This is a genomic window from Clostridium gasigenes (assembly GCF_900104115.1).
Lineage (GTDB): Bacteria > Bacillota > Clostridia > Clostridiales > Clostridiaceae > Clostridium > Clostridium gasigenes.
Genome location: NZ_FNJM01000012.1, coordinates 40,406 through 65,663 on the forward strand (window position 1 = coordinate 40,406; position 25,258 = coordinate 65,663).

A 25,258-nucleotide genomic window follows, 5' to 3' on the forward strand; every position below is an offset into this window, starting at 1 on the left:
TATTATGTACTCTAATTAATAATATACAACAAAATATGCATTAAATAAAGGGTTTATTAAAAAAAATAATATGATACATAAAATAAAAAAAATATAATAAAATATATAGTAGACTCTATAAAATAGGAGGATAAGTATATAAATGGGGTTAAGAGAGGTTATTATAATAGGAGTAGCTATAGCTATGGATGCATTAGGGGTAACTATAAGTTTAGGTTTAAATTGTAAAGTAAGAAGAAATACTAAAATTAAATGCATACTATCTTTTGCAATATTTCAGTTTTTATTTATTTTAGTTGGAGGAATATGGGGAAATTTTTTTGATACATATATAGCAAGCATTCCCAATTTGATAGGTGGAATTATTATGGGGATTATTGGTATGGTTATGATACTGGGAGGAATAAAAAGTGATGGAGATGAAAAGTCTATACTAGAGAAGAAGTATATGCATATTCTTCTTGGTATATCTGTAAGTATAGATGCCTTAGTAGTTGGATTTACAACATTTCATTATATAGGCGGTTATTCACTTATGTTTGTAGATTCTGTATTAGCAGGATTAATTACATTATTAATTTGTACTATTGGTTTCTATTTATGTAGGTATGTAAAAAAAATAGATTTTATATGTAGGTATGCAGATTTTTTTGGTGGAATAATACTTGTTTTATTTGGACTTAAGATGATATTTTTATAGTATTATAATTGAAGTCCTAATATGATATAATATATATTAGGGATTTTAAAAAATAACAAGTCAAGGCACAAAATATACTAGCATAGTAGCTTGTTATTTTTTGAATAAGCCTTAAATGAGTAGGTGAAAGTATGGAGTGGAATAATTATCTTAAAAAAAATGAAATAAAAATAACAAAAGCTAGAATAGCTTTATTGAATATTTTAGAAAATATAACTAAAGGTATTTCGGCAGAAAATCTTTATGAAGAATGTAAAAATCAGGGTATAAATGTGAATTTAAGTACAATATATAGGGGTCTTGAACTATTTGAAGAAAAAAATATTATTAATAAAGTAAGCCTTGGAGAAGGCCATTTTATTTATTCCTTAAAAAAAAATAAACATAATCATACAGTAGAATGTGATATTTGCCATAAGGAAATAGCATTTCCTTGTCCAATGCAACATATAGAAGAATTATTAAAGGCTCAAGTTGGATTTACATTAAAAGAACACAAACTAGAAATGAAAGGTGTTTGCGAGGATTGTAAAGAATAAGTAAGCCTCAAAAAAAGCTAGGTAGGAATGAATTTTAGTTTTTCTAAAATTTATTCTTACCTAGCTTTTTGTATTTGAATCTACATTAGCCTCTAAAACGTTCATATATGATAACCATAATAAGTGTAAATACAGAAGTTAGGGCAATAGTACCACCTGGTGCACTATTTATGTAATATGAGAAAACAAGACCTAACATAATATCTATAAAACCAAATATTATTGAAAATATAAGAGTAGTTTTAAAGCTTTTCTTTAGTTGCATTGCAGTAGCAACTGGAACTACCATAATTGAGGATATAACTAAGATTCCCATTATTCGTATTGACATAGATATTGTTGCACCAACTAATAATGTAAATATGTAGTTAATAGCTTTAACTTTAATTCCAGAAGTTTTTGCACCTTCTTCATCAAAAGTTATATATACAAGTTTATTATAAAGAAGCATAAGTATAGCTATACAAGTAATACCTACAATTGATATTAACACAATATCGGATCTAGTTACTGTTAATATACTGCCAAATAAATATGAATTAACATTAGCAGAGGCTTTGCCACTACTAATTAATATAATAGCAATACCAAGGCTAAAAGTAAGGACTAGTGACATTACAAGCTCAGCATATTTTTTATAGTAATCTCTTAAAAACTCTATAATTAAAGCACATAATGAAGTGAATAGGAAAGCTGTTATTAAAGGATTAAGACCAATAACTAAGCCTATTGCAACTCCAGCAAATGAAGAGTGAGAAAGAGTATCCCCTATCATTGAGTATCTTCTAAGGACTAAGAAAAGTCCTATAAAGGGACATAGTATTGAAATAATAAAACTTGCCATAAAGGCATTTTGCATAAATTCTAATTGTAACATTGAAACCTACCTTTCTGTATAAATTAAAGCTTTAAAGAAAAATTAAATAGCACTGTTTATCTCAAAATTTCTATCTCTTAAGATTTTATATTCGCTAGATGTATAAAGTTTAACATTTCCATTATGTACTTTAAGTATATGTGTTGAATATTTAAGGGCTATGTGAATATTATGTTCAATAGATATAATAGTTTTTTTATCCACTTTATTAATTTGAGATATAATGCTATAAATTTCTTTTTGATTAGCTTCATCTACACCCGTAGAAGGCTCGTCAAGTATGATAATATCAGGATTCCCCATTAATGCACGTGCAATTAAAACTCTTTGTTGCTGACCACCAGAAAGGTTACCTAATAATTTATTTTTATATTCATATAAATTTACACTTTTCAAAGCAGCAGGAATATCTATTTTTTTATTTTTGCCTAAAGTTTTTTTATGACAATCAAGCACTTCAGTTACAGTGATTGGGAATTGGGCGTTAAAAGAATCTAACTTTTGAGGAACGTATCCTATTGAGTTAGCCGTAATGTTAATAGAGCCAGAAGTAGGATTTAAAAGTCCAAGGATAAGTTTAATTAGTGTTGTTTTACAACTACCATTTTCGCCAACAACAGAAACATAAACACCAGAAGGTATATTTAAATTAATGTTATTTAGTATATATGGTGCTTTGTTTGTGTATGAAAAACACAAATTATTTATGGTAATCAAAAAATCATCTCCTAAGTTTTCTAACTCTATTATACAAGGAAATGCGAATAATTTGCAATAACTAATTTTCTGAAGAAATTAAGGAAGCTTTATTAAGTTTCCAAACTCCGAAAGAGGTCTTTTTGAAAGATGCTTTTACATTAGTGTTACTATGAGGATTTTCTTTGCCAGGGCCAGATACGTCTACAATTGCACTGTCATCATCTTGAAACACTAAATTTACGTCCTTGACCTCTAGTAAGCGTTGCTTTTTTTCAGATTTATTTGTTAAAGTATAATTTATTGAATAAGATAAGTTTTTACACTTAGAATTAATATATAATTTATAAAATAATGTGGTAAATATAATAGCGCAGCTTAAAAAAATTATAGTACCTAAAAAAAACATTTTTCTTCTTTTCTTAAGTCTTACCTTTCTTTTAATCATTACATTTTTCTTCTTACTTCTCATAAATACCCTCCTTAAGGTAAATTAAGTCATCTTAAAAATAACTATTAAATATAAATTCTGCGGTGACTTGTTATTTTGTAGATGCATAAATTAAATAATTAGAACCTTTTATAACAATATTACCATAAATTTACAATAAGTAAATACATATATTGATTTATGTTATGGGTACAACATATAATAGAGGTGTAGATAAAATAAGAAAAATAAACCACGGAAGGAAGATTAATATGGATTTTTCAAGTTTAGTATTAATGGAAAAAGATAAAGAGACAGGATTTATAACAAAGGAGCTAGGAAGTTTTAAAGTATCAGATGGAGCGTTATATGTAAAAAAATTATTTGTTTTAGATAATACAATTAATTTATACTTTGATACAAATAAAGATATAGAAGAATGGGAATACTCAGCTATATACGATGTTTTTAACTATAGTATTTTTGAAGAAAATAAATTTGCTATAGAAGATTCTTTAGATGAATTTAACCCAACATTCTTAGTAAAGTTTGAATATAATGAAGACTATGATGTTGTAAAAGGTAGAATAGACAAATGTGTAGCTTTAATAGAAGAATCAATGGAAAATGCATTTAAAGATATCCAAGGAAAGGAAGCAGAATATATTTAATGGAGTTTCAAAAAAACAACTAACATATTTATTAGTTGTTTTTTCCCAAATTCCTTATTTAATATGAAGAAGGGAGAAATTAAAAAATATGAGTGAAAGTAAAGTTCTTAAAATGAGAGATGAAATAGAAGAGAAGTGCAAATGGAAAGTTAATAAGGTATTTTCATCTGATGAGGAATGGGAAAAAGCCTTTAAAGAATTGAAAGAAGAAGCACCTAATTTAAAAAGCTTTGAAGGAAAATTAGAAAATGCAGAAAATCTTATTAAATACTTAGATATTTATGAAAAAACATCTAGAAAAGCAGAAATTATTTATGTTTATGCACATTTAAGATGCGATGAAGATACTAAAAATTCAAAGTATCAAGGGATGATGAGTAAAATAGATAGTTATATGGCTGAGTTTGCAACATATACAGCATATTTTGTTCCAGAAATTCTTGAGATGCCAGAAAATTTTATTAAAGAATCAATTAAAAAAAATCCAAAACTTAAAATTTATGAATTCCTATTTAATGATATTTTAAAAGAAAAGCCACATATTTTAAGTAAATCACAAGAAGAATTATTAGCAGGAGTTTCTGATTGTTTAGATTCACCTTCATCAATTCATAGTATTTTTACAAATGCAGATATGAAATTTGGAGATGTAACAGATGAAGATGGCAAAAAGGTAGAATTAACAGAAGGAAATTATTCATCATTTATTAAAAGTAAAAATAGAGCTGTAAGAGAAGAAGCTTTTAAAACTTTATTTAAAGAGTATAAGGGTTTCGAAAATACACTAGCTACAATTCTTTCAAGTTCAATTAAGAATTTTAATTTTGGTGCAAAAATTAGAAAGTATGAAGGGGCACTAGATTCATCTTTAAAACCTAATAATATCCCACTAGAGGTATATCGTAATGCTATTAAAACAATTAATGATAATCTTTCATCTATGCATAGATATGTAGCATTAAAGAAGAGACTTTTAGGCTTAGAAGAAATGCATATGTATGATTTATATGTTCCTGTTATTGAGGTTCCAAAAAATCATATAGAATTTGATGATGCAGTTAAAATGATAGTTGAAGGGTTAAATCCTCTTGGAGAAGAATATTTAAATATATTTAAAGATGGAGTTAAAGATGGCTGGATAGATATATACCAAAATAAAGGTAAAAGAGGCGGAGCTTATTCTTGGGGTGGATATGATACTATGCCATATGTGCTACTTAACTATAATTATGAGTTAAATGATGTATCCACATTAGCTCATGAGATGGGTCATTCAATCCACTCATATTATTCAAGAAAAGAACAACCTTATATTTATGCAGGATACACTCTTTTTTGTGCAGAAGTTGCGTCAACAACTAATGAAGCTTTATTAATTCATTATTTAATTAATAAAGAAACAGATAAGCAAAAGAGATTATATTTAATAAATCAAGAGCTTGAACAAATAAGAACAACAGTATTTAGACAATTAATGTTTGCAGAGTTCGAACTTTATACTCATGAAAGTTTAGAAAATGGAATTCCATTAACTGCAGAAGATTATAACAAAGCATGGATAGAATTAAATCAAAAATACTTTGGACCAGATATGATAGTAGATCCTGAAATAGATGTAGAATGGTCAAGGATTCCACACTTTTATTCTGATTTTTATGTTTATCAATATGCAACTGGATATGCGGCAGCTTCAGCTTTTGCTAAGTCAATCTTAGATAAAAAAGAAAATGCAGTAGAAAAATATGTTGCTTTCTTAAAGAGTGGAGGAAGTAATTACCCTATAGAAATTCTTAAAAAAGCTGGAGTTGATATGACAACATCAAAACCAGTAGAAGCAACAATTGAAAGATTTAATGAACTTCTAGATATGATAGAAAAAGAAATTTAGGTGTTTTAAAGTAAGTATATAAGTATTTTAATAGGGCATTTTTAAAAAATAACAAGTCAATTGAGTATATATTTTTTGAAGGTGCCCAACCTTGGGAGATGGCGTTTGTGGAAAAGTTTGAAAAGCTGTTTTTTAATATGTTATCTAAAGAAGCAGGTTTCTTTATGAAAGATTATCACAGTAAATATAGTGATAAAGATAAATGGATTGGAGTGTTAGACCTTGGAGAATCTATTTATACAGTTATAGTTACAACTGATGTAGAAGAATCTGTTAACTATAATGAGGCTAAAGAATTTTTAGGTAGGGCTTTTAATAAGCCTTACTCTTTAAATAGTGTAATTGTTACAAATGGTGATTATATATTAATAGATAAGGAAAGCTATAAGAATAAACTTATATTTTCGTTAGGAGATCAAAAAATATCTTATTGTCATGAAAGTTGTAAGCCTTTAGGACAAATAATTGATAAGATGGTTAAGGTAGACATAACTCCAAAAGAAAAAATAAACAAATACAAAGCTACATATATATTAATTTCTTTAAATATATTGATATATTTAGTTTCAGTAATTAAGGCTAGAAATTTATTCGAAATAGATATATATACACTTGCAAATATGGGAGCTAAGGTCAATGTGCTAATTAATGATGGACAGGTATGGAGACTTATAACAGCTGCATTTTTACATGGTGGATTAGTACATATTGGGTTTAATATGATGGCCCTTAATGTTATAGGCCCTCAAGTGGAGAAAATATATGGATGGAAGAAATATTTAATTATTTATTTTTTATCAGCATTAGGGGGAAGTTTACTAAGTTATATGCTTAGTCCACAGAGTATTTCAGTTGGTGCATCTGGAGCAGTATTTGGACTACTTGGTTCTATGCTAGTGTTTGGAGTTATAAATAAGAAGAGTATAGGAAAGTCTTTTATGATGAATATTATAGAAGTAATAGTTTTAAATATAATAATAGGACTATCAGTACCTAATATTGATAACTTTGGACATTTTGGAGGCTTAATTCTAGGTGGGTTAACAGCTTTAATATTTTATTGGTTAGGAAAAAAAGAGGCGCATTAGCGCTTCTTTTAATTTTTAAAATTAAGTTTATAAAAGATGTTTTTTTGAAGATGTCTTAATAGATTTAGCATATCAATTAAAATAATAAGATTTATAAATAGGAAGATTATATCTTAAAGCTAGTTTAAATAAATATTCCTTAGCACCAATGTATTTATTTTCTTTATATAATTTATTAAAATGACTTATTTCTTTAGGAATTAGTGATTCTTTCATTTCTTTAAAAGCTCGATTTAAACTATAATTATAGAAGGGTGGAGTTTGATTAGATAATAAAAGAGTATCTATATACGAATACAGATCTATAAATGAGTTTTTGGTTTCTAAAATACTAACAGCTTTTGATAAACAATCTTCTCCATATGACAAAACAATTAATTTATACCTGTCTAATTCATTATAAAGTTCGTCTATAGAAACAGTTCCGTTTAACTCGTTTATAACATTTAAAATTTTAATTGTTGAAACATTTTTATCCTTGACTTCTAACATAATATCTAAATCAAAATTTTTAACATTATTATAATAATTTAAAAAATCTAAAACTATAATAGTTTGGGAATGTGAGCCTTTCTTTTTAGAAGAATTCTGTTGACTATAATGAACTTTAATATTTCCATCATCTAAGGGCCAGGTAGCCTTAACTCTAGTTAATATCTCTTTTAAAGTATATATATTATCAGCAAAGCAAAAATTGTGAAAATTATCAAAAACAACAGGAATCTTACAAGTAGTTCCTATTAATAAGACTTCATCAATAGAGTAATTTTTTTCATCATTTTCTATAATTAATCTTTTCTTTATATTATTATCTAAGTTTAAAAAAGTATTTATGAATCGATTTATTGCGGCGGGTTTATCTCCATAAACACCACCGATATGAAGAATTAATTTATGAGTTTTATTTAGACCAAGGCTATCTAAAAACTTGGCTTGATAAGATAAATCCAGTACAGATCTTTTTACTATTTCATTATTAGGAGAATTTAACACTGTATATTGACCTGGATGCATGGAAACTCTCATATTATTTTCTTTTATATAAGTGCCAATTGATAAGAGTTCATCTTTAAAATATTCACTCCAATTAAATGTATTTATATAATGACTACCAAATGGGATGATGTCTGAGCTTATTCTAAAAAGTTTAATAGAAACTGAGTTATTATATATTAAGATGTTTTTAAGGTCATCTAAATTTTCTTTTATATATTTAATTAAAATATCTTCGGAATAATATTTTAATTGAAATCTTCTTGTAGTTTTAAAAGGAAGTAGTAATGGCGTGCAAGCATATCCTATTTTCATTTTGCCCTCCTAGTTAAATACTTATATTTTCAGTTAAAATATAAGTAATTGTGGTTATTTATTTAAAAGTGTATTAGTTATTTTTAAAATAGTCCAAGTTTACATATATCTTTTTCAATATACTTTAGTTTATAGTAATAGGACAGATATAATACATAAGGATATGTGGTAATTATAACATGTAATAACAAAATAATACTCTATGGGTTTCTGGATATTCCTTATATTAGTGGTTTGTTAAAAAAATAAAGTAAATAAAATGAATTTAATGAAAAAATAACAATATTTAAAAAAATATAGCAAAATAATCTACTATAATGTATTATATAAATAAAAATAAAAAAGGGGCTGGAAGTATGATTGGAGAACAATATGTTCAAAAAGTAATAGACCAAGTTAAACAAAGAAATAAAGGGGAAAAAGAATTCCAAGATGCAGTAACAGAAGTGTTAAATTCATTAGCACCTGTATTTGACAAACATCCAGAATATGTTCAAGAAGGTATTTTGGAAAGGTTAGTAGAACCGGAAAGACAAATATTGTTTAGAGTACCATGGGTTGATGATAATGGAACTGTACAAGTAAACAGAGGGTTTAGAATACAGTTTAACAGTGCGATAGGACCATATAAAGGTGGGTTAAGATTCCATCCGTCAGTTAATGCAAGTATTGTTAAATTTTTAGGATTTGAACAAATATTTAAAAATTCATTAACAGGTCTTCCAATTGGAGGAGGTAAAGGTGGAGCTGATTTTAATCCTAAAGGGAAATCGGACAGAGAAATAATGAGATTTTGCCAAAGCTTTATGTCAGAGCTTTGTAAACATATAGGACCAAATCTTGATGTTCCAGCAGGAGACATTGGTGTCGGTGGACGTGAAATTGGTTATATGTATGGATATTATAAAAAAATAAGAAGTACAAATGATCAAGGCGTTTTAACTGGTAAGGGACTTACTTTTGGAGGAAGCCTTGCAAGAACAGAAGCAACAGGATTTGGATTAGTTTATTTTACAGAGGAAATGTTAAAAGATAATAATTTAAGCTTTAATAGAAAAACAGTTGTTATTTCAGGTTCAGGTAATGTTGCTATATATGCAACACAAAAGGCTACTGAGCTTGGTGCAAAAGTTGTTGCTTTAAGTGATTCAAATGGATATATATATGATGAAAATGGAATTAACTTAGATGTTGTAAGGGAAATTAAAGAAGTTAAAAGAGGAAGAATTAAAGAATATTTAGAAAGTGTACCATCAGCTAAATATGTTGAGGGATGTACAAAAATTTGGGAAATTAAATGTGATATAGCGCTTCCTTGTGCAACACAAGGAGAAATAAATGAAGAATCAGCTAAAATATTAGTTGGAAATGGAGTAAAAGCTATTTCAGAAGGTGCTAATATGCCATCAACTTTAGAAGCTATTGAAATAATTCAAAATGCAGGGATATTATTTGGACCTGCTAAAGCTGCAAATGCAGGTGGAGTTGCTTGTTCAGCTTTAGAAATGTCTCAAAATGGGATGAGATTATCATGGACATTTGAAGAAGTAGATGAAAAACTTCAAAGTATTATGAAAAATATTTATAAAAATGCTAGTGAAGCAGCAAAAGAATATGGAGAAGTAGGAAATATTTTAGTAGGAGCAAATATTGCTGGGTTCATGAAAGTAGCAGAAGCTATGATGTCTCAAGGAATAGTTTAAGGGAATTTTAAAAAAATTAAGGATGTCTATTTAGACATCCTTATTATTTTGAGTAATAATAAGGTATATTTGACTTGTTATTTTTTTGAGACATATAAAGCATATTAAAAAACTTTGTAAATATAATAATATAAGAGTAAAATAGAGTTAATTAAAAAATTAATTAATTTTTAAGAAATCAATACTTGATTTTTTAAGTTGATTAGAATATATTTATAAAGGATTGAATTAAGAGGATTAAACATAAAATGGGGAGCAAGTCCTTTAATTAAGGAGTGATATAATGGAGAAAATTACTTTTGCTGTAACATGCGTATTTCAAGTTTTAGTATTTACTTTAACTATGTATTATTTTGTTTTGGCTTTTTTCGGGTTACGAAGAAAGGATGAGAAGAAAACTTATAATTCAGAGAAAAGATTTGCCATGCTTGTAGCAGCTCATAATGAGGAAGTAGTTATTGGTAATCTTGTAGAAAGTTTAAAAAAACAGAATTATCCAAAGGAAATGTATGATATTTTTGTTATAGCTGATAATTGTACAGACAATACAGCTAAAATTGCAAGAAAGTATGGGGCAGATGTTTACGAAAGATTTAATAAAGAACAAAGAGGTAAAGGTTATGCTTTAGAATGGATGTTTGCAAAAATATTTAAAATGAATAAAAAATATGATGTAGTAGCTGTTTTTGATGCAGATAACTTAGTTTCACCAGATTGGATAAAAGAGATAAATTCAAAAATGAGTGAAGGATATAAGGTAGTACAAGGATATATAGATAGTAAAAATCCAAATGATTCTTGGATTGCAACTTCGTATTCTGTAGCATTCTGGTCTCAAAATAGAATGTTCCAATTGGCGAGAGCAAATGTAGGGCTATCAAACCAAATAGGTGGTACTGGATTTGCAATTGATACAAATATGCTTAAAGATTTGGGATGGGGCGCAACTTGCCTTACAGAAGATCTTGAGTTTTCATGTAAACTTATTTTAAATGGAGAAAAAGTTGGTTGGGCTCATGATGCTATTATTTATGATGAAAAACCTTTAACGTTAAAACAATCATGGATACAAAGAAAAAGATGGATGCAAGGATTTACAGATGTAGCTTCTAGATATTTCTTTAAGTTACTAAAAAAAGGTTTAAAAGAGAAGAAATGGTTTATTTTAGATTGTGCATTATATGTTATACAACCATTTTTAACTTTAATGTTAGGTATATCAATGCTTTTAACAGGTATAGAGCTGATTAATCCAGAGCTAATGAATATATTTTCATTTAATGATTTATTTGGGGATGTTCTATTTACATTATTAGCTGGGATCCAATTTGTAATAATACCAATTATTTTGAAATTAGATAAAAAGATATCACGAGGATTCTTTATATTATTAATATTCTACGCTATTAGTTTTGTGGTGATTCCATTAATTATAGGAAAAGAACATACAATGCTAGTGTTAGTAGCTGATGTTATATACAATTTAGCTTTCTTACTTGGAACTTATTTATTCCTTGGAAAGAAAACTTGTATTTTCTTTTTCAGATTCTTATTATATTCTTTATATACATTAACTTGGATACCGATAACAATTCAAGGTATATTAAATAAAAATAATAAAGAATGGAATCCTACTAAACATGTTAGAAGTATAGAAATTTGTGATGTTTAAAATAATAACCCAGCACTTAGGTGCTGGGTTATTATTTTGAAAAATAGTTTGGCATTTTTCAATGATAAGAGAACATTAGTTTGACAAAAAAAATAAAAGAATATATATTTTTAGGGTGAGAAGAATTATAATAAAATTATAAAAGTTGATTTATAAATAGAAAATTATAAAAAGTTATAAATTTGGACAAATTATTATTGTATATAGATATTTTGAAATATAATAAAAACTAAAATTTTTAAATAAGAGATATTATTTAAAATCATTAGGGCTCTAAAAGAAAATAAACTAGAATATAAGTAGTTATTTTTTGAAAATACCTTAGTGTTAGGATGTAATTAATTTTGGAGGTTTGTTATGGGTAAGGAAATAATTAAGGGCTATGATGTTACGGATTTAACTTCCTTAGAAAAGCTAGAGCCGGTAAGGGTAAGACCTGGAATGTATATTGGATCTACAGGAAGCAAGGGGCTACATCATTGTGTGTGGGAAATATTAGATAACTCTATTGATGAAATATCTAATGGTCATGGTGATAGAACTACAGTAATTATAAATAAAGATAAAAGTATAACTATAATAGATAATGGACGAGGTATTCCAACAGGAATACATCCAATAAAGAAAAAATCTGGCGTTGAAATGGTATTTACTGAGTTGCATACTGGAGGAAAGTTTGATAATAAAAATTATAAAACTTCTGGAGGATTACATGGAGTTGGAGCCGCAGTAGTTAATGCTCTTTCAAAATGGTTAGTAGTTGAAATTTATCAAAAAGGAAATTTATATAAACAAAGGTTTGAATATTCCTATGATAAAGAACTAAAAAAAGATATGCCAGGAACAGCTGTTACTGGGCTAGATATAGTGGGCACAAGTAAAAAAACAGGAACTAAAGTTACATTTATGCCAGATAAGGATATTTTCTCAACAATTGATTTTAAATTTGATATTATTGATGAAAGACTGCAACAGTTAGCATTTCAAAATAAAGGAATACATTTAGAGTTAGTAGATAAAAGAAAAGATGAAGAAGTAAAGAAAGAATATTACTCAGAAAGAGGTCTTTTAGACTTTATTGAATACTTAAATGAAAGTAAAACAACACTTCATCCAAATCCTATAATTTTTGATGGCGAAAGATCATTAGAGAATGTAGAAATGTATGGAGAAGTATGTATTCAGTTTACAGATTCAACTACAGAGTATATTGGAAGTTATGTTAATAATATACCAACTACAGAAGCTGGTACTCATGAAACTGGATTTAAAACTGGGATGACAAGAAGTTTTAAAGAAGGTGCGAAAAAATTAGGCTTAGTGAAAGAAAAGGATAAGGATTTTGAAGGTGATGATTTAAGAGAAGGTATGACCGCTATCCTTAGAATTAAAATTACTGACCCTGTATTTGAGGGACAAACTAAAACAAAACTTGGAAGCTCTGAAGCATACACAATGATGAATGATTTAGCATACACTAAGTTTAGCGAATGGATAGAAGATAACAAAGAACTCGCAACTAGTATTATTAATAATGCCCTTCAAGCAGCTCAAAGAAGAGAAAAAATAAAAAAAATTAATGATGCTGAAAAGAAAAAGATAGGTAAGGGTACATCACCACTTGCAGGGAGGATAGCTGTATGTACGTTAAAAGACAAAACAGTAAATGAATTCATTGTAGTGGAAGGAGAGTCCGCTGGAGGGTCTGCAAAGCAAGCTAGGGATAGAAGATTCCAAACAATAATGCCTTCAAAAGGTAAAATAATGAATACTGAAAAGCAAAAGCTTGAAAATGTTTTAGCCTCAGAGGAACTTAAAATATTTAATACTGCTGTAGGAACAGGAACATTAGATAATTATAAAGAACAGGATTTAAAGTATGATAAAATAATTATTATGAGTGATGCAGATGTAGATGGATACCATATAAGAACATTATGGATGACTTATATATACAGATATATGAGACCACTTATTGCAAATGGACATTTGTATTTAGCTAGACCACCATTATATAAAGTTTATAAAAACACAAAAAGTGGAGAAGTAGCTAAATATGCATATAGTGATGAAGATTTAGAAAAGGTTAAAAAAGAAATAGGTAAGGGAGCTCTTATGCAAAGATACAAAGGGCTTGGAGAAATGAACCCAGAGCAATTATGGCAAACAACACTAAATCCTGAGTCAAGAACATTAATGCAGGTAACTATAGAAGATGCTACAAAAGCAGAAAAAATGGTTTCACTTCTAATGGGGGAAATTGTTGAGCCAAGAAGGAAATATATGTATAAATACGGAGAATTTTAATAGATAAGGATGGAGAAGTGTTATGGCGAAAAAAGTTAATGAGATACCAAGAGATAATAATATTATAAGAGTGCCAATTGATGAGGCAATGCCTGATAATTATCTTCCTTATGCTATTGAAGTAGCTAAAGAAAGAGCTCTTCCAGATGTAAGAGATGGTTTAAAACCAGTACATAGGAGAATATTATATGGAGCCTATCAATTAAAAGCATATCCAGATAGACCTTATTATAAATCAGCTAGAATAGTTGGGGATATTTTAGGAAAGTATCATCCACATGGTGATACTTCTGTTTATGATGCTATGGTAATTATGGCTCAAAACTTTTCAACAAGAGCACCACTTATTGATGGACAAGGAAACTGGGGTTCAAGTGATGGTGATGGAGCGGCTGCAATGCGTTATACAGAAGCAAGACTTGCACCAATTGCTATGGAAATGCTAAGAGATATAGATAAAGACACAGTAGATATGGTTCTTAACTATTCAGAGAGTGAACTAGAACCTAAGGTATTACCAAGTAGATATCCTAATTTACTTGTAAATGGAACATTTGGTATTGCAGTTGGACTTGCAACTAACATACCACCACATAATTTAGGTGAAGTTACAGATGGAGTACTTGCTTATATAGATAATCCAGAAATAACAACTAGAGAGTTAATGAATCATATCAAAGGACCAGATCTACCAACTGGTGGAATACTTATAGGTAGAAATTCTTTGATTGCGGCTTATGAAACAGGTGAAGGTAAAGTAAGTTTAAGATCTAAGTGTTCTATAGAAAAATTGGAAAATGGAAGAGTTGGAATAGTAATAACGGAGTTTCCGTATAGAAGAAATAAGGCGAAGATGCTTCAGCTAATATCAGAAATGACAGGCGATAAAAGACATGCAAAAGCATTAGAATCTATTGTTGATATTAGAGATGAATCGGATAGAAATGGGATTCGTTCTGTTATTGAGTTTAGAAAAGCTGTAGATGAAGATATGGCTGATAAAGTTCTTAAATATTTATTTAAGAAAACTGACCTTCAATGTAACATAAGCTTTAATATGGTAGCACTTGCAGATGGGAAACCTCAAACAATGGGGCTTAAGACTATAATTGAGCATTATGTTAACCATCAAAAGGATATAGTTACAAGAAGGACTATAAGAGAATTAGCAATATCGGAAAAAAGATTCCATATTGTAGAAGGGTTTATAAAAGCAATTGATGTTTTAGATGAGCTTATTAAAATAATTAGAGCTTCAAAATCTAAAAAGGATGCAGGCGAAAATATAAGAGCTAGATTTGATTTTACTGAAATTCAATCTGATGCAATTTTAGAATTAATGCTTTATAGATTAACAGGTCTTGAAATAAAAGTATTCCAAAAAGAATATAATGAATTAGAAAAGTTAATTAAGAAGCTTAAAAATATATTGAAAAATCCAAGTGAACTTTTGAAGGTTATTAAAACTGAGTTAATAGAAATAACAGAAAAATTTAAAGACCCAAGAAGAACGGCTATTATAGAAGATGATAGTGAAGCTAAAATTGATATAGAAGAATTAATAATAGTAGAAGATATAATGGTTACTCTTTCAAAAGATGGATTTATTAAGAGTATTCCTCTTAAAACCTATAATAGATCAAATGCAAATCCAGAAGATATTGATTATAGAGAAGGTGATAGTCTTAAATTCCTTGTTAAATCGAATACAAGAGATACATTGCTGATATTTACAAATAAGGGGAATATGTATCAGACTAAGGGGATTAATATACCGGAACTTAAGTGGAAGGAAAAAGGCGAAAAAGTTGATAGATTAATTAAGACTTTAAACTTAGATAAAGAAGTTATAGTTTCAGTAATGTCGGTATCATCAATGATGCCAAATAAGATGCTTCAATTTATTACAACTCAAGGTTATATTAAAAAGAGTAGCTTAGACAAATTCCAAACAACTTATACAAAGCTACAAGCTTTAAAATTAAAAGATGGCGATGAAGTTATGGATATAACTTTATTGGAAGAAAATAATAAATCAGAATTCTTAAGAGTTGAAACTAAAAGAGGATTAAAATTCAGTTTAGAGTTACCAGAAATTGAAGAAGAACCAAGAAATATATTAGGATTACAATTATTTAATATTTCAGCTAAGGATGAAGTTCTTAGTGTAGAGTATTCAGATAAAATGGAATTTGCAGAGTTTACAATTGGTGTAACAGCTAAGGGGAATATTAAAGGATTTCAAAGAGCTAGGAAGCAAGATAAACTTAAAGTGAATACAGATTCTAAAAGTGAAGTACTTATGTTTACAAACCTTGGAAGAGTATATAAGGTTCCAGCATTCTTACTTCAAAGTGTAGATAAAGAAGAAATTCCCTTAAAAACTATTATTGATGATATAGCTAAAGGTGAATTTGTAATACAATTATGTTCAATTAAGAGATTTGAAGATGATAAAATAGTTTATTTATTTACAAAAAAGGGAATGATAAAGAAAACTTATTTAAAAGAGTTTGATGGAAGTTATTCATATCAAATTTCATACAAATTTAAGTATGAAGGTGATGAAGTAGTATCTATAGAAATTTGTAATTCTAAGGAAGCAGAACTTGTAATGGTAACTAAAAGAGGAATGGCAATTAAATTTTCATCAGAAAATGTAAACGCCATGGGTAAATTAGCTACAGGGGTAACAGGAATAAGTTTAAAAGAAGATGATTCAGTTTTATTTGGTAAAGCTATAGTTATACCAAATAAACAAAATGATTCAGAAATTTCAGTAACTATTGAAAATAAAATAACTCTTGTATCTAAGAATAAAGAAAAGAAAGAACTAGATATAGAAGAAATAAAACTTCAAAATAGAGCAGGTAGAGGCAGTAGCATAATGGTAGTAGTCCTTGAAGATGAAATTAAAGAAGTAATATTTTAACTTAAGCATTAAAAAAATAACCAGTCAAGGTGCAACCTATGGCACAAAATAGACTAGCATATTGGCTTGTTATTTTTTTGAAGCTCCCTTAGGGGCATGAAAAGGAGCGATTAGTATGGAAAAGGTAGCAGTTTTATTAGCAGATGGGTTTGAAACAATAGAGGCATTAACGGTTGTTGATATTTTAAGAAGAGCAGAGATTTCTTGTGACACTTTTGCATTAGAGGGATTAGAAGTATGCTCATCTCATAAAATAATTGTTAAAGCTGATAAAAATATAAATGATAATGAAATAAAAGATTATGATTGTATAGTCTTACCTGGAGGAATGCCTGGGGCAAAGAATTTAAAAGAAAATAGTAGAGTTATAGAATTAATAAAAGATTTCAATAATAAAGGAAAATTAATTTGCGGAATATGTGCAGGTCCAATAGCCTTAGGGGAAGCTGGTATAACTGAAGGAAAAGATATGACCTGTTATCCTGGATTTGAAAAAGAACTAGGAAACTGCAATTATAAAGAGGAATTAGTTGTAAGTTTTGAGAATATAATAACTGGTAGAGGACCGGCAGCGGCAATACCCTTTGCTTTTGAAATATTGAATAAATTTAAACCAGAGAAGCTAGAACAAGTTAAGGCAGGAATGTTGTTTTAAAAAATATACCCAAAGAGTAAAAATAAAGTGTGTAGCTGAATAGGCACACATTTATTTTTTGCAAAAAATTAAGCAAGTAGGGGGTCTATAAATGAGGGAAAAATGGGTTGTAATTAATAAAAAAGAAGAATTTGAAAAGCTCTCTAAAAATGTTAAAGAAAATCCTTTAGCCTTAAGAATATTAGCTAATAGAGGGATAAGTACAGTAGAAGGGGCTAAAAAGTTTTTAAGTCCAGACATAAATAATCTTTATGATGGTTTTTTATTAAAAGATATGGATAAAGGTGTGGATATAATAAGGGAAGCTGTGATTAATAATAAAAAAATAGTTATTTATGGTGATTATGATTGTGATGGAGTTATAAGTACTGTTATTTTATATAAAGCACTAAAAAAAGTTGGAGCTAATTTTTCTTATCATATTCCACATAGAGAAGAAGAAGGATATGGTATGCATAGTGGAAGAATTCAAAAGCTTAAAGATGAAGGCTATGATGTTATATTAACTTGCGATAATGGAATTTCAGCCTTTGAAGAGGTTAAGCTTGCTAAAGAACTAGGAATGGAAGTTGTGCTAACTGACCATCATGATATTCCATTAAAAGAAGTAGATGGGGAATTTGTATCTATAATGCCTAAAGCAGATGCTGTAATAAACCCTAAAAGAAATGATTGTACCTATCCATTTAAACATCTTTGTGGAGCAGGAGTAGCGTTAAAATTCTCACAATGTCTTTATAAAAAAATGGGAATTGAGGAAAATGAATACAAAGAACTTATTGAATATGCAGCTATTTCAACTGTATGTGATGTGGTAGATCTTTTAGATGAAAATAGAATAATAGTTAAAAATGGTCTTAAAATGATAAATAAAACTAATAATAAAGGATTAATTGAACTTAGAAACGTAACTGGGTTACAGGACAAGGAAGTCAATGAATATCATTTAGGATTTGTAATAGGCCCTTGTATTAATGCAACAGGGAGATTAGAAACAGCTAATCTTTCAGTAGATTTATTAATTACAGAAGATGAAAAAAAAGCAAAAGATTTGGCTAAAAAACTTTATGATTTAAACGCTAGAAGGCAAGATCTAACAAAAGAGAGCGCAGAAAGAATAGTAGAAAAAATAGAAAAAGAAAATTTCCATCATAATAAGGTTATAGTTGTTTATGATGAAGAAATACATGAAAGTATTGCAGGAATTGTAGCAGGAAGAATGAAAGAGAGATATAATCTTCCTTGTATAGTATTAACAAAAGGAAAAGAAATGCCAAAGGGTTCCGCAAGATCCATAGAATGTTATAATATATTTGAAGAATTATCTAAGTGCAAGGATCTTATGAGTAAATTTGGAGGACATCCAATGGCAGCAGGATTATCATTACTAGAAGAAAATATTCCAAAACTTAGAGAAAAATTAAATAATATATGTACATTAACAGAGGAAGATGTTAAGCCTGTAGTTAAAATAGATTTACCATTGCCACTTCAATACTTAGACGAAGATTTAATTAAAGTAATTGAAGGGTTAAGGCCTTTTGGGAAAGGTAATCCTAGTCCATTATTTGCAGTAAAAGATGTAGAAATAGATAAAATATGGTTAATTGGAAAAGAAAAAAACTATCTAAAATTAAGATGCAAAATTCCAGGAAAAAACTCAGCCATTGATGGATTATCTTTTGATAAACTTGAATATTTTAAAGAAGTGTATATTGATAAGTATGGAGAAGAAGTATTTTTAAAAGCTTGTGATAGTAATTGTATTAGAGGGAAAATAGACTTGATATATTATCCGAATGTAAATGAATTTAATGGTAGAAGAACTGTTCAACTGATGATAAAGAATTTAAGAATATCATAATGTTTAAGGCTCTTTCAAAAATAATAATAGATCAATTTTCTAGTCTATTATTTTTTTCAGGTGTCTAAGAAAACAAAATTAGAGTATCTAAAAATAAGATACTCTAATTCTTTAGTATTGCAATTCTAACTTTAATGCAATATTGTGAAATAAAGGGTTAACAGTTCGAAAGGATACTATTAGATTCCTTTTTCATAGCTCTCTACCATTTTCTTAACCATTTCTCCACCAACGCTTCCGCATTGTTTTGATGAAAGGTTTCCGTTGTAGTCAGTAAATGGTACACCCATTTCATTAGCTACTTCAGTTTTGAATTTTGATAGACCGTTCTTAGCTTCTGGTACTAAAGTTTTTGCCATTATTGTCACCTCCTTATTGATGATGATTATAGCTTGCGTAACTTTTGAAAAAATATAACAAGTAATTGAAGGAAAAAGTGGCAATAATATTAAAAATGGAAGTTTTATTTAAAATAGATATTATAAAATTAAAGATAGATTTAAGGAGTGATTCATATGAGTAAATATAAAATTATTATGACTGGCGGAGGAACTGCAGGTCATGTTACACCAAATCTTGCATTAGCGCCAAAATTAAAAGAAAATGGTTTTGAAGTTAAGTATATTGGAAGCGTCCTTGGAATAGAAAAGGAGATTATTAAAGATGCAAAAATACCTTATTATGAAATATCCTCAGGTAAGCTTAGAAGATATTTTGATATAAAAAATTTTTCTGATCCATTTAAAGTAATGAAAGGTGTTTTTCAAGCAAGTAAGATATTATCAAAAGAAAAGCCTGATATAATATTTTCAAAAGGTGGATTTGTTGCAGTGCCAGTTGTTATTGCAGCATCTATGAAAAAAATACCTGTAGTTTCACATGAATCAGATTTAACTCCTGGACTTGCTAATAAATTATCAGCACCTTTTTGCAGAAAGTTATGTGTAACTTTTAGAGAAAGTTTGAATTATATAAAAGATGGTAAAGGTGTTCTAACAGGAACTCCTATAAGACGAGAAATACTTGAAGGAAGCAAGATAAAAGGAAAACAAATATGTGGGTTTAAAGATAATAAAGATATACTTCTTGTAATTGGAGGAAGTTTAGGTGCAAAAAGTATTAATGATGAGGTAAGAAGGAATATAAAAGAAATTCTAAAAGAATTTAATGTTATTCATATTTGCGGCAGAGGAAACTTAGATAAAGAATGTGAAAAAATAAACGGATATAGACAATTTGAATATGTAAAAGAAGATTTGCCACATTTGCTGCAAGCAGCTGATTTTATAATTTCAAGAGCTGGCGCAAATGTAATTTTCGAACTTTTAGTTCTTAGAAAACCAACCTTATTAATTCCTCTTTCAAGGAAAATAAGTAGGGGAGATCAAATATTAAATGCAAATTCTTTTGAAAAGGAAGGATTTTCATTAGTATTAGATGAAGATGTTATGATGGAATCTGATTTATTAATGATAAAATTGGCGGAACTTAAAGAAAAGAAGGATATTTTAATAGAAAATATGCAAAATAGTAAGTTAAAGAACGGTGTTGATGAGATAATTAAAGTAATTGTACAGTGTATAGAGTTAAACAAGTAAAATACCCTAATTTATAGAAGATTAAGGGATATTAGCCTAATATAAGATTTCATAGACTTGCAAAAACAAAATAGTGGTATATAATAAAATAGTCAAGTAAAAATAGGTAATAAATATCCAAAAAACAGACCATATTTATGGTTAAAGGATGGAGTGCTGTAATATGAAAAAAGTATCAATTATTTATTGGAGCAATGGTGGCAATGTAGAAGTACTTGCTAATGCAATAGCAGAAAGTGCAGAAAAATATGGTGCGGATGTTACTGTTAAACATGTACAAGATGCAACTATTGAAGATGTAACTATGGCAGATGCGGTAGCATTTGGAAGTCCTTCTATGGACAATAATAAGATAGAACAACATGAAATGGAGCCATTTATAAAAGAATTTAAATTGCTTCCTAACAATAATAAAAAACTTGTTTTATTTGGTTCATATGGATGGGACGAAGGACAATTTATGAAAGATTGGGTAGTTAGAATGGAAGACTACAAATTTAATGTAATTGCAAACTTAGCCGTTAAAGAATCACCAAGTGATAAAGAACTAGAAATAGCTAAAAAACTTGGCGAGGAATTGACTAAATAGATTTAGAAGAAATTTTAATTTATGGAAGAGAGGTCAAATATAATGAGAAAAATGAAAACAATGGATGGAAATACAGCTGCGGCACATATTTCGTATGCATTTACTGATGTAGCAGCAATATTCCCAATTACACCTTCATCACCGATGGCAGAACATGTGGATGAATGGATGTCACAAGGAAAGAAAAACATATTTGGACAAACGGTTAAGGTTATGGAAATGCAATCAGAAGCAGGAGCTGCGGGCGCTGTTCATGGTTCATTGCAAGCTGGAGCATTAACAACAACTTATACTGCATCACAAGGATTATTATTAATGATCCCAAATATGTATAAAATAGCAGGCGAAATGTTACCTTCAGTTTTTCATGTTGCAGCTAGAGCTTTAGCTACATCATCATTAAATATATTTGGAGATCACCAAGATGTTATGGCAGCAAGACAAACAGGTTTTGCAATGCTTGCAGAAGGATCAGTTCAAGAAGTTATGGACTTATCAGCTGTTGCACATTTAGCTACAATAAAATCAAAGATACCATTTATGAACTTCTTTGATGGATTCAGAACTTCACATGAAATACAAAAAATTGAAGTTATTGAATATGATGAATTAGCAGCATTAGTTGATCAAGATGCATTAACAGATTTTAGAAGTAGAGCAATGAACCCTAATCGCCCAGTGACTAGAGGAACAGCTCAAAATCCTGATATATATTTCCAAACAAGAGAATCAGTAAATAGATTCTATGATGAAATTCCTGATATTGTTGAAAGCTATATGGCTGAAATAACAAAACTAACTGGAAGAGAATATCATTGTTTCGATTATTATGGAGCAAAAGATGCAGATAGAATAATAGTTTCAATGGGATCATCAACAGATGTTATCGAAGAAACAATCGATTATTTAAATGCTAATGGAAATAAAGTTGGACTTGTAAAAGTAAGACTTTACAGACCATTCTCAATAGAGAAATTATTGAAAGTTATACCTGCAACTGTTAAGTCAATTGCTGTTTTAGATAGAACAAAGGAACCAGGATCAATTGGAGAACCTTTATACTTAGATATTAGAAGTGCATATTATGGAAAAGAAAATGCTCCAGTAATAATTGGTGGTAGATATGGACTTGGATCAAAAGATCCAAACCCAACTCATATAGCTGGTGTATATGCTGAATTATGCAAGGAAAATCCTAAGAATGGATTCACTATAGGTATAGTTGATGATGTTACACATACTTCATTAGACGTTGTTGATATAGATGCAACACCTAGTGGTACAAAAGCATGTAAATTCTGGGGACTTGGATCAGATGGTACTGTTGGAGCTAATAAGAGCGCTATCAAAATCATCGGAGATCATACAGATATGTTTGCACAAGGTTACTTTGCATATGATTCAAAGAAATCAGGTGGTATAACAGTATCTCATTTAAGATTTGGTAAAAAACCAATTAAGTCACCTTACTTAATTGATAAGGCTGATTTTATTGCATGTCATAATCAAGCATACGTTTATAAATATAACGTACTAGATGGATTAAAGAAGGGAAGTAACTTCTTATTAAATACTATATGGACACCAGAAGAAGTAGAAGAAAAGTTACCAGCTTCAATGAAGAAATATATAGCAGAAAACAATATACAATTCTACACTTTAAATGCTGTTAAAATAGCACAAGAAATTGGTCTTGGTGGAAGAATCAACATGATAATGCAAGCTGCTTTCTTTAAGATAGCTAACATTATTCCAGTTGAAGATGCTGTTAAGTACTTAAAAGATGCCGTTGTTAAATCATATGGTAAAAAAGGTGAAAAAGTTGTTAACATGAATTATGCTGCAATAGACAAGGGAGTTCAATCAATAATTAAGATAGATGTTCCAGCTCATTGGAAAGATGTAGTTGTAGAAAAAATTGTTGAAGATGACACAATACCAGCCTTCGTTAAAAACATAGTTAACCCTATGACTAGACAAGAAGGTTTCGATTTACCAGTTTCAACATTTATAGGAATGGAAGATGGTACGTTTGAAGCAGGTACTGCTGCATATGAAAAAAGAGGCGTAGCTGTTAATGTTCCTGAGTGGGTTCAAGATAATTGTATCCAATGTAATCAATGTGCTTATGTTTGTCCTCATGCTGTAATAAGACCATTCTTATTAAATGAAGATGAAAAAGCAAATGCACCAGAAGCAATGAAGATTGTAGCTGCAAAGGCATTAAAGACAGAAGAGACTACTTACTACAGCATAGGAATAACTCCTTTAGATTGTACTGGTTGTGGAAACTGTGCTCAAGTGTGTCCAGCACCAGGAAAGGCTTTAATTATGAAACCAGCAGATACACAAGAAGAACAAATAAAAGTTTGGGAATATTCAGTTAATGAAATATCACCTAAGAAAAATCCAATGAAGAAAGAAACAGTAAAGGGTAGTCAATTTGAACAACCATTACTTGAGTTCTCAGGAGCTTGCGCTGGTTGTGGAGAAACACCTTACGCTAAATTAGTTACTCAATTATTCGGAGATAGAATGATGATAGCTAATGCAACAGGATGCTCATCAATTTGGGGAGGATCTGCTCCAGCTACACCATATACAAAGAATCATAATGGACATGGTCCAGCTTGGGCTAACTCATTATTTGAAGATAATGCTGAATTCGGAATTGGTATGTATCTAGGGGTTAAGGCTATAAGAGAAAGAATAGCTTCAAACTTAGAAGCAGTACTTGCTGAAGAAATTTCAGAAGATGCTAAAGCAATCCTTAAAGATTGGATTGATAATATAGAAAACGGCGAAGGCACTAGAGATAGAGCTGATAAAACATTAGCTGTTTTAGAATCATTAAAATGTGAATCAGTTAAAGAAGTATTAAGAGATAAAGAATACTTAGTTAAGAGATCACAATGGATATTTGGTGGAGATGGATGGGCTTACGACATCGGATACGGTGGAGTTGATCATGTATTAGCATCAGGTGAAGATGTAAATATCCTTGTATTTGATACAGAAATGTACTCAAACACTGGAGGTCAAGCATCAAAATCTACACCTACAGCTGCAATCGCTAAGTTTGCTGCATCAGGTAAGAGTACTAAGAAGAAAGATCTTGGTATGATGGCAATGACTTACGGTTATGTATATGTAGCACAAATATCAATGGGTGCAGATAAAAACCAAACTCTTAAAGCTATAGCAGAAGCAGAAGCTTATAAGGGACCATCATTAATAATAGCTTATGCGCCATGTATAAGCCAAGGTATTAAGATTGGAATGGCTAATAGCCAAGAGGAATCTAAGAAAGCTGTAGAATGTGGATATTGGGGTCTTTACAGATTCAATCCATCACTACAAGGAACTAAGAATCCATTTACTTTAGATTCAAAAGAACCAAAGAGTGATTTCAGAGAATTCTTAATGGGAGAAGTTAGATACTCATCATTAGCAAAGGCATTCCCTGAAGCTGCAGATGCTTTATTTGAAAAGACAGAAAGAGATGCTTTAGAAAGATTAGAAGGATACAAGAAATTAGCTAATCAAAAGTAGAGTTTCAAAATAGATAAGGGCTTAGCCCTTATTTTTTTTGGAGATACCTTAAATAAAAACTTAGTAATTATAACAAAAGAGGAATAAAAAGGTATGAAAATTAAAAAATAAGCTAATTTTACTAAGTTTTATGAAAAAAATCCTTAAAATGCTTTTATTTTATTTGATTTAAGGGTAGAATTAATTAAG

19 protein-coding genes are annotated in these 25,258 nt (G+C 29.3%); 14 read left to right on the plus strand and 5 right to left on the minus strand.

Annotation, left to right across the window (positions count from 1 at the left end):
- Positions 1-142 precede the first annotated feature (142 nt).
- Positions 143-700, plus strand: a complete 558-nt coding sequence (locus tag BLS77_RS15165; protein WP_089971755.1) for a manganese efflux pump MntP — start codon at positions 143-145, stop codon at positions 698-700.
- Positions 701-831: 131 nt separating this feature from the next.
- The gene (locus BLS77_RS15170) at positions 832-1,239 is read left to right on the plus strand and encodes a Fur family transcriptional regulator (protein WP_089971758.1); all 408 of its coding nucleotides are present in this window, start codon (positions 832-834) and stop codon (positions 1,237-1,239) included.
- Between the two features lie 85 nt (positions 1,240-1,324).
- On the opposite strand, the gene BLS77_RS15175 is transcribed toward BLS77_RS15170, so the two are convergent.
- The 3 genes from BLS77_RS15175 to BLS77_RS15185 form a co-directional block, all read right to left on the minus strand.
- On the minus strand, positions 1,325-2,116 hold the full coding sequence (locus BLS77_RS15175; RefSeq protein WP_089971759.1) for a metal ABC transporter permease: 792 nt from the start codon (positions 2,114-2,116) through the stop codon (positions 1,325-1,327).
- 42 nt (positions 2,117-2,158) lie between these two features.
- On the minus strand, positions 2,159-2,833 hold the full coding sequence (locus BLS77_RS15180; protein WP_089971762.1) for a metal ABC transporter ATP-binding protein: 675 nt from the start codon (positions 2,831-2,833) through the stop codon (positions 2,159-2,161).
- A gap of 61 nt (positions 2,834-2,894) precedes the next feature.
- Complete coding sequence (locus BLS77_RS15185) at positions 2,895-3,284, minus strand: hypothetical protein (protein ID WP_089971764.1); 390 nt, start codon at positions 3,282-3,284, stop codon at positions 2,895-2,897.
- 230 nt (positions 3,285-3,514) lie between these two features.
- Between BLS77_RS15185 and BLS77_RS15190 the strand changes: the two genes are divergently transcribed.
- From BLS77_RS15190 to BLS77_RS15200, 3 genes are all read left to right on the plus strand, one after another.
- Positions 3,515-3,913 carry a DUF6762 family protein gene (locus BLS77_RS15190; RefSeq protein WP_089971766.1) on the plus strand — a complete coding sequence of 133 codons (399 nt, stop codon included), beginning with the start codon at positions 3,515-3,517 and terminating at the stop codon, positions 3,911-3,913.
- Between the two features lie 88 nt (positions 3,914-4,001).
- Entirely contained in the window at positions 4,002-5,801 is a 1,800-nt protein-coding gene (gene pepF / locus BLS77_RS15195; protein WP_089971768.1) for an oligoendopeptidase F, read from the plus strand.
- Positions 5,802-5,908: 107 nt separating this feature from the next.
- Positions 5,909-6,889 carry a rhomboid family intramembrane serine protease gene (locus tag BLS77_RS15200; RefSeq protein WP_175490880.1) on the plus strand — a complete coding sequence of 327 codons (981 nt, stop codon included), beginning with the start codon at positions 5,909-5,911 and terminating at the stop codon, positions 6,887-6,889.
- Between the two features lie 72 nt (positions 6,890-6,961).
- Here the strand turns inward: BLS77_RS15200 and uvsE are convergent, their stop codons facing one another.
- Positions 6,962-8,197 carry a UV DNA damage repair endonuclease UvsE gene (uvsE, locus tag BLS77_RS15205; RefSeq protein ID WP_089971773.1) on the minus strand — a complete coding sequence of 412 codons (1,236 nt, stop codon included), beginning with the start codon at positions 8,195-8,197 and terminating at the stop codon, positions 6,962-6,964.
- 356 nt (positions 8,198-8,553) lie between these two features.
- Here uvsE and gdhA point away from each other — a divergent pair, with 356 nt between their 5' ends.
- From gdhA to recJ, 6 genes are all read left to right on the plus strand, one after another.
- The gene (gdhA, locus tag BLS77_RS15210) at positions 8,554-9,900 is read left to right on the plus strand and encodes an NADP-specific glutamate dehydrogenase (protein WP_089971775.1); all 1,347 of its coding nucleotides are present in this window, start codon (positions 8,554-8,556) and stop codon (positions 9,898-9,900) included.
- 283 nt (positions 9,901-10,183) lie between these two features.
- Positions 10,184-11,572: a glycosyltransferase family 2 protein gene (locus tag BLS77_RS15215; protein ID WP_089971777.1), complete on the plus strand. Its 1,389-nt coding sequence runs from the start codon at positions 10,184-10,186 to the stop codon at positions 11,570-11,572.
- 357 nt (positions 11,573-11,929) lie between these two features.
- The gene (locus BLS77_RS15220) at positions 11,930-13,879 is read left to right on the plus strand and encodes a DNA gyrase/topoisomerase IV subunit B (RefSeq protein WP_089971778.1); all 1,950 of its coding nucleotides are present in this window, start codon (positions 11,930-11,932) and stop codon (positions 13,877-13,879) included.
- A 22-nt stretch (positions 13,880-13,901) separates the two neighbouring features.
- Positions 13,902-16,811, plus strand: a complete 2,910-nt coding sequence (locus BLS77_RS15225; RefSeq protein ID WP_089971779.1) for a DNA topoisomerase IV subunit A — start codon at positions 13,902-13,904, stop codon at positions 16,809-16,811.
- Positions 16,812-16,926: 115 nt separating this feature from the next.
- Positions 16,927-17,466 carry a DJ-1 family glyoxalase III gene (locus tag BLS77_RS15230; protein ID WP_089971780.1) on the plus strand — a complete coding sequence of 180 codons (540 nt, stop codon included), beginning with the start codon at positions 16,927-16,929 and terminating at the stop codon, positions 17,464-17,466.
- A gap of 91 nt (positions 17,467-17,557) precedes the next feature.
- Positions 17,558-19,330 (plus strand): single-stranded-DNA-specific exonuclease RecJ, encoded by a 1,773-nt coding sequence (gene recJ / locus BLS77_RS15235; RefSeq protein WP_089971782.1) that lies wholly within the window; start codon positions 17,558-17,560, stop codon positions 19,328-19,330.
- Positions 19,331-19,509: 179 nt separating this feature from the next.
- Here the strand turns inward: recJ and BLS77_RS15240 are convergent, their stop codons facing one another.
- On the minus strand, positions 19,510-19,689 hold the full coding sequence (locus BLS77_RS15240; protein ID WP_089971785.1) for an alpha/beta-type small acid-soluble spore protein: 180 nt from the start codon (positions 19,687-19,689) through the stop codon (positions 19,510-19,512).
- A gap of 156 nt (positions 19,690-19,845) precedes the next feature.
- On the opposite strand from BLS77_RS15240, the gene BLS77_RS15245 reads away from it, so the two are divergent.
- The 3 genes from BLS77_RS15245 (at position 19,846) to nifJ (ending at position 25,069) form a co-directional block, all read left to right on the plus strand.
- Positions 19,846-20,928: an undecaprenyldiphospho-muramoylpentapeptide beta-N-acetylglucosaminyltransferase gene (locus tag BLS77_RS15245; protein WP_089971787.1), complete on the plus strand. Its 1,083-nt coding sequence runs from the start codon at positions 19,846-19,848 to the stop codon at positions 20,926-20,928.
- A 163-nt stretch (positions 20,929-21,091) separates the two neighbouring features.
- Complete coding sequence (locus tag BLS77_RS15250) at positions 21,092-21,517, plus strand: flavodoxin (RefSeq protein ID WP_089971789.1); 426 nt, start codon at positions 21,092-21,094, stop codon at positions 21,515-21,517.
- Between the two features lie 42 nt (positions 21,518-21,559).
- Entirely contained in the window at positions 21,560-25,069 is a 3,510-nt protein-coding gene (gene nifJ, locus BLS77_RS15255; RefSeq protein ID WP_089971791.1) for a pyruvate:ferredoxin (flavodoxin) oxidoreductase, read from the plus strand.
- Positions 25,070-25,258 lie beyond the last annotated feature (189 nt).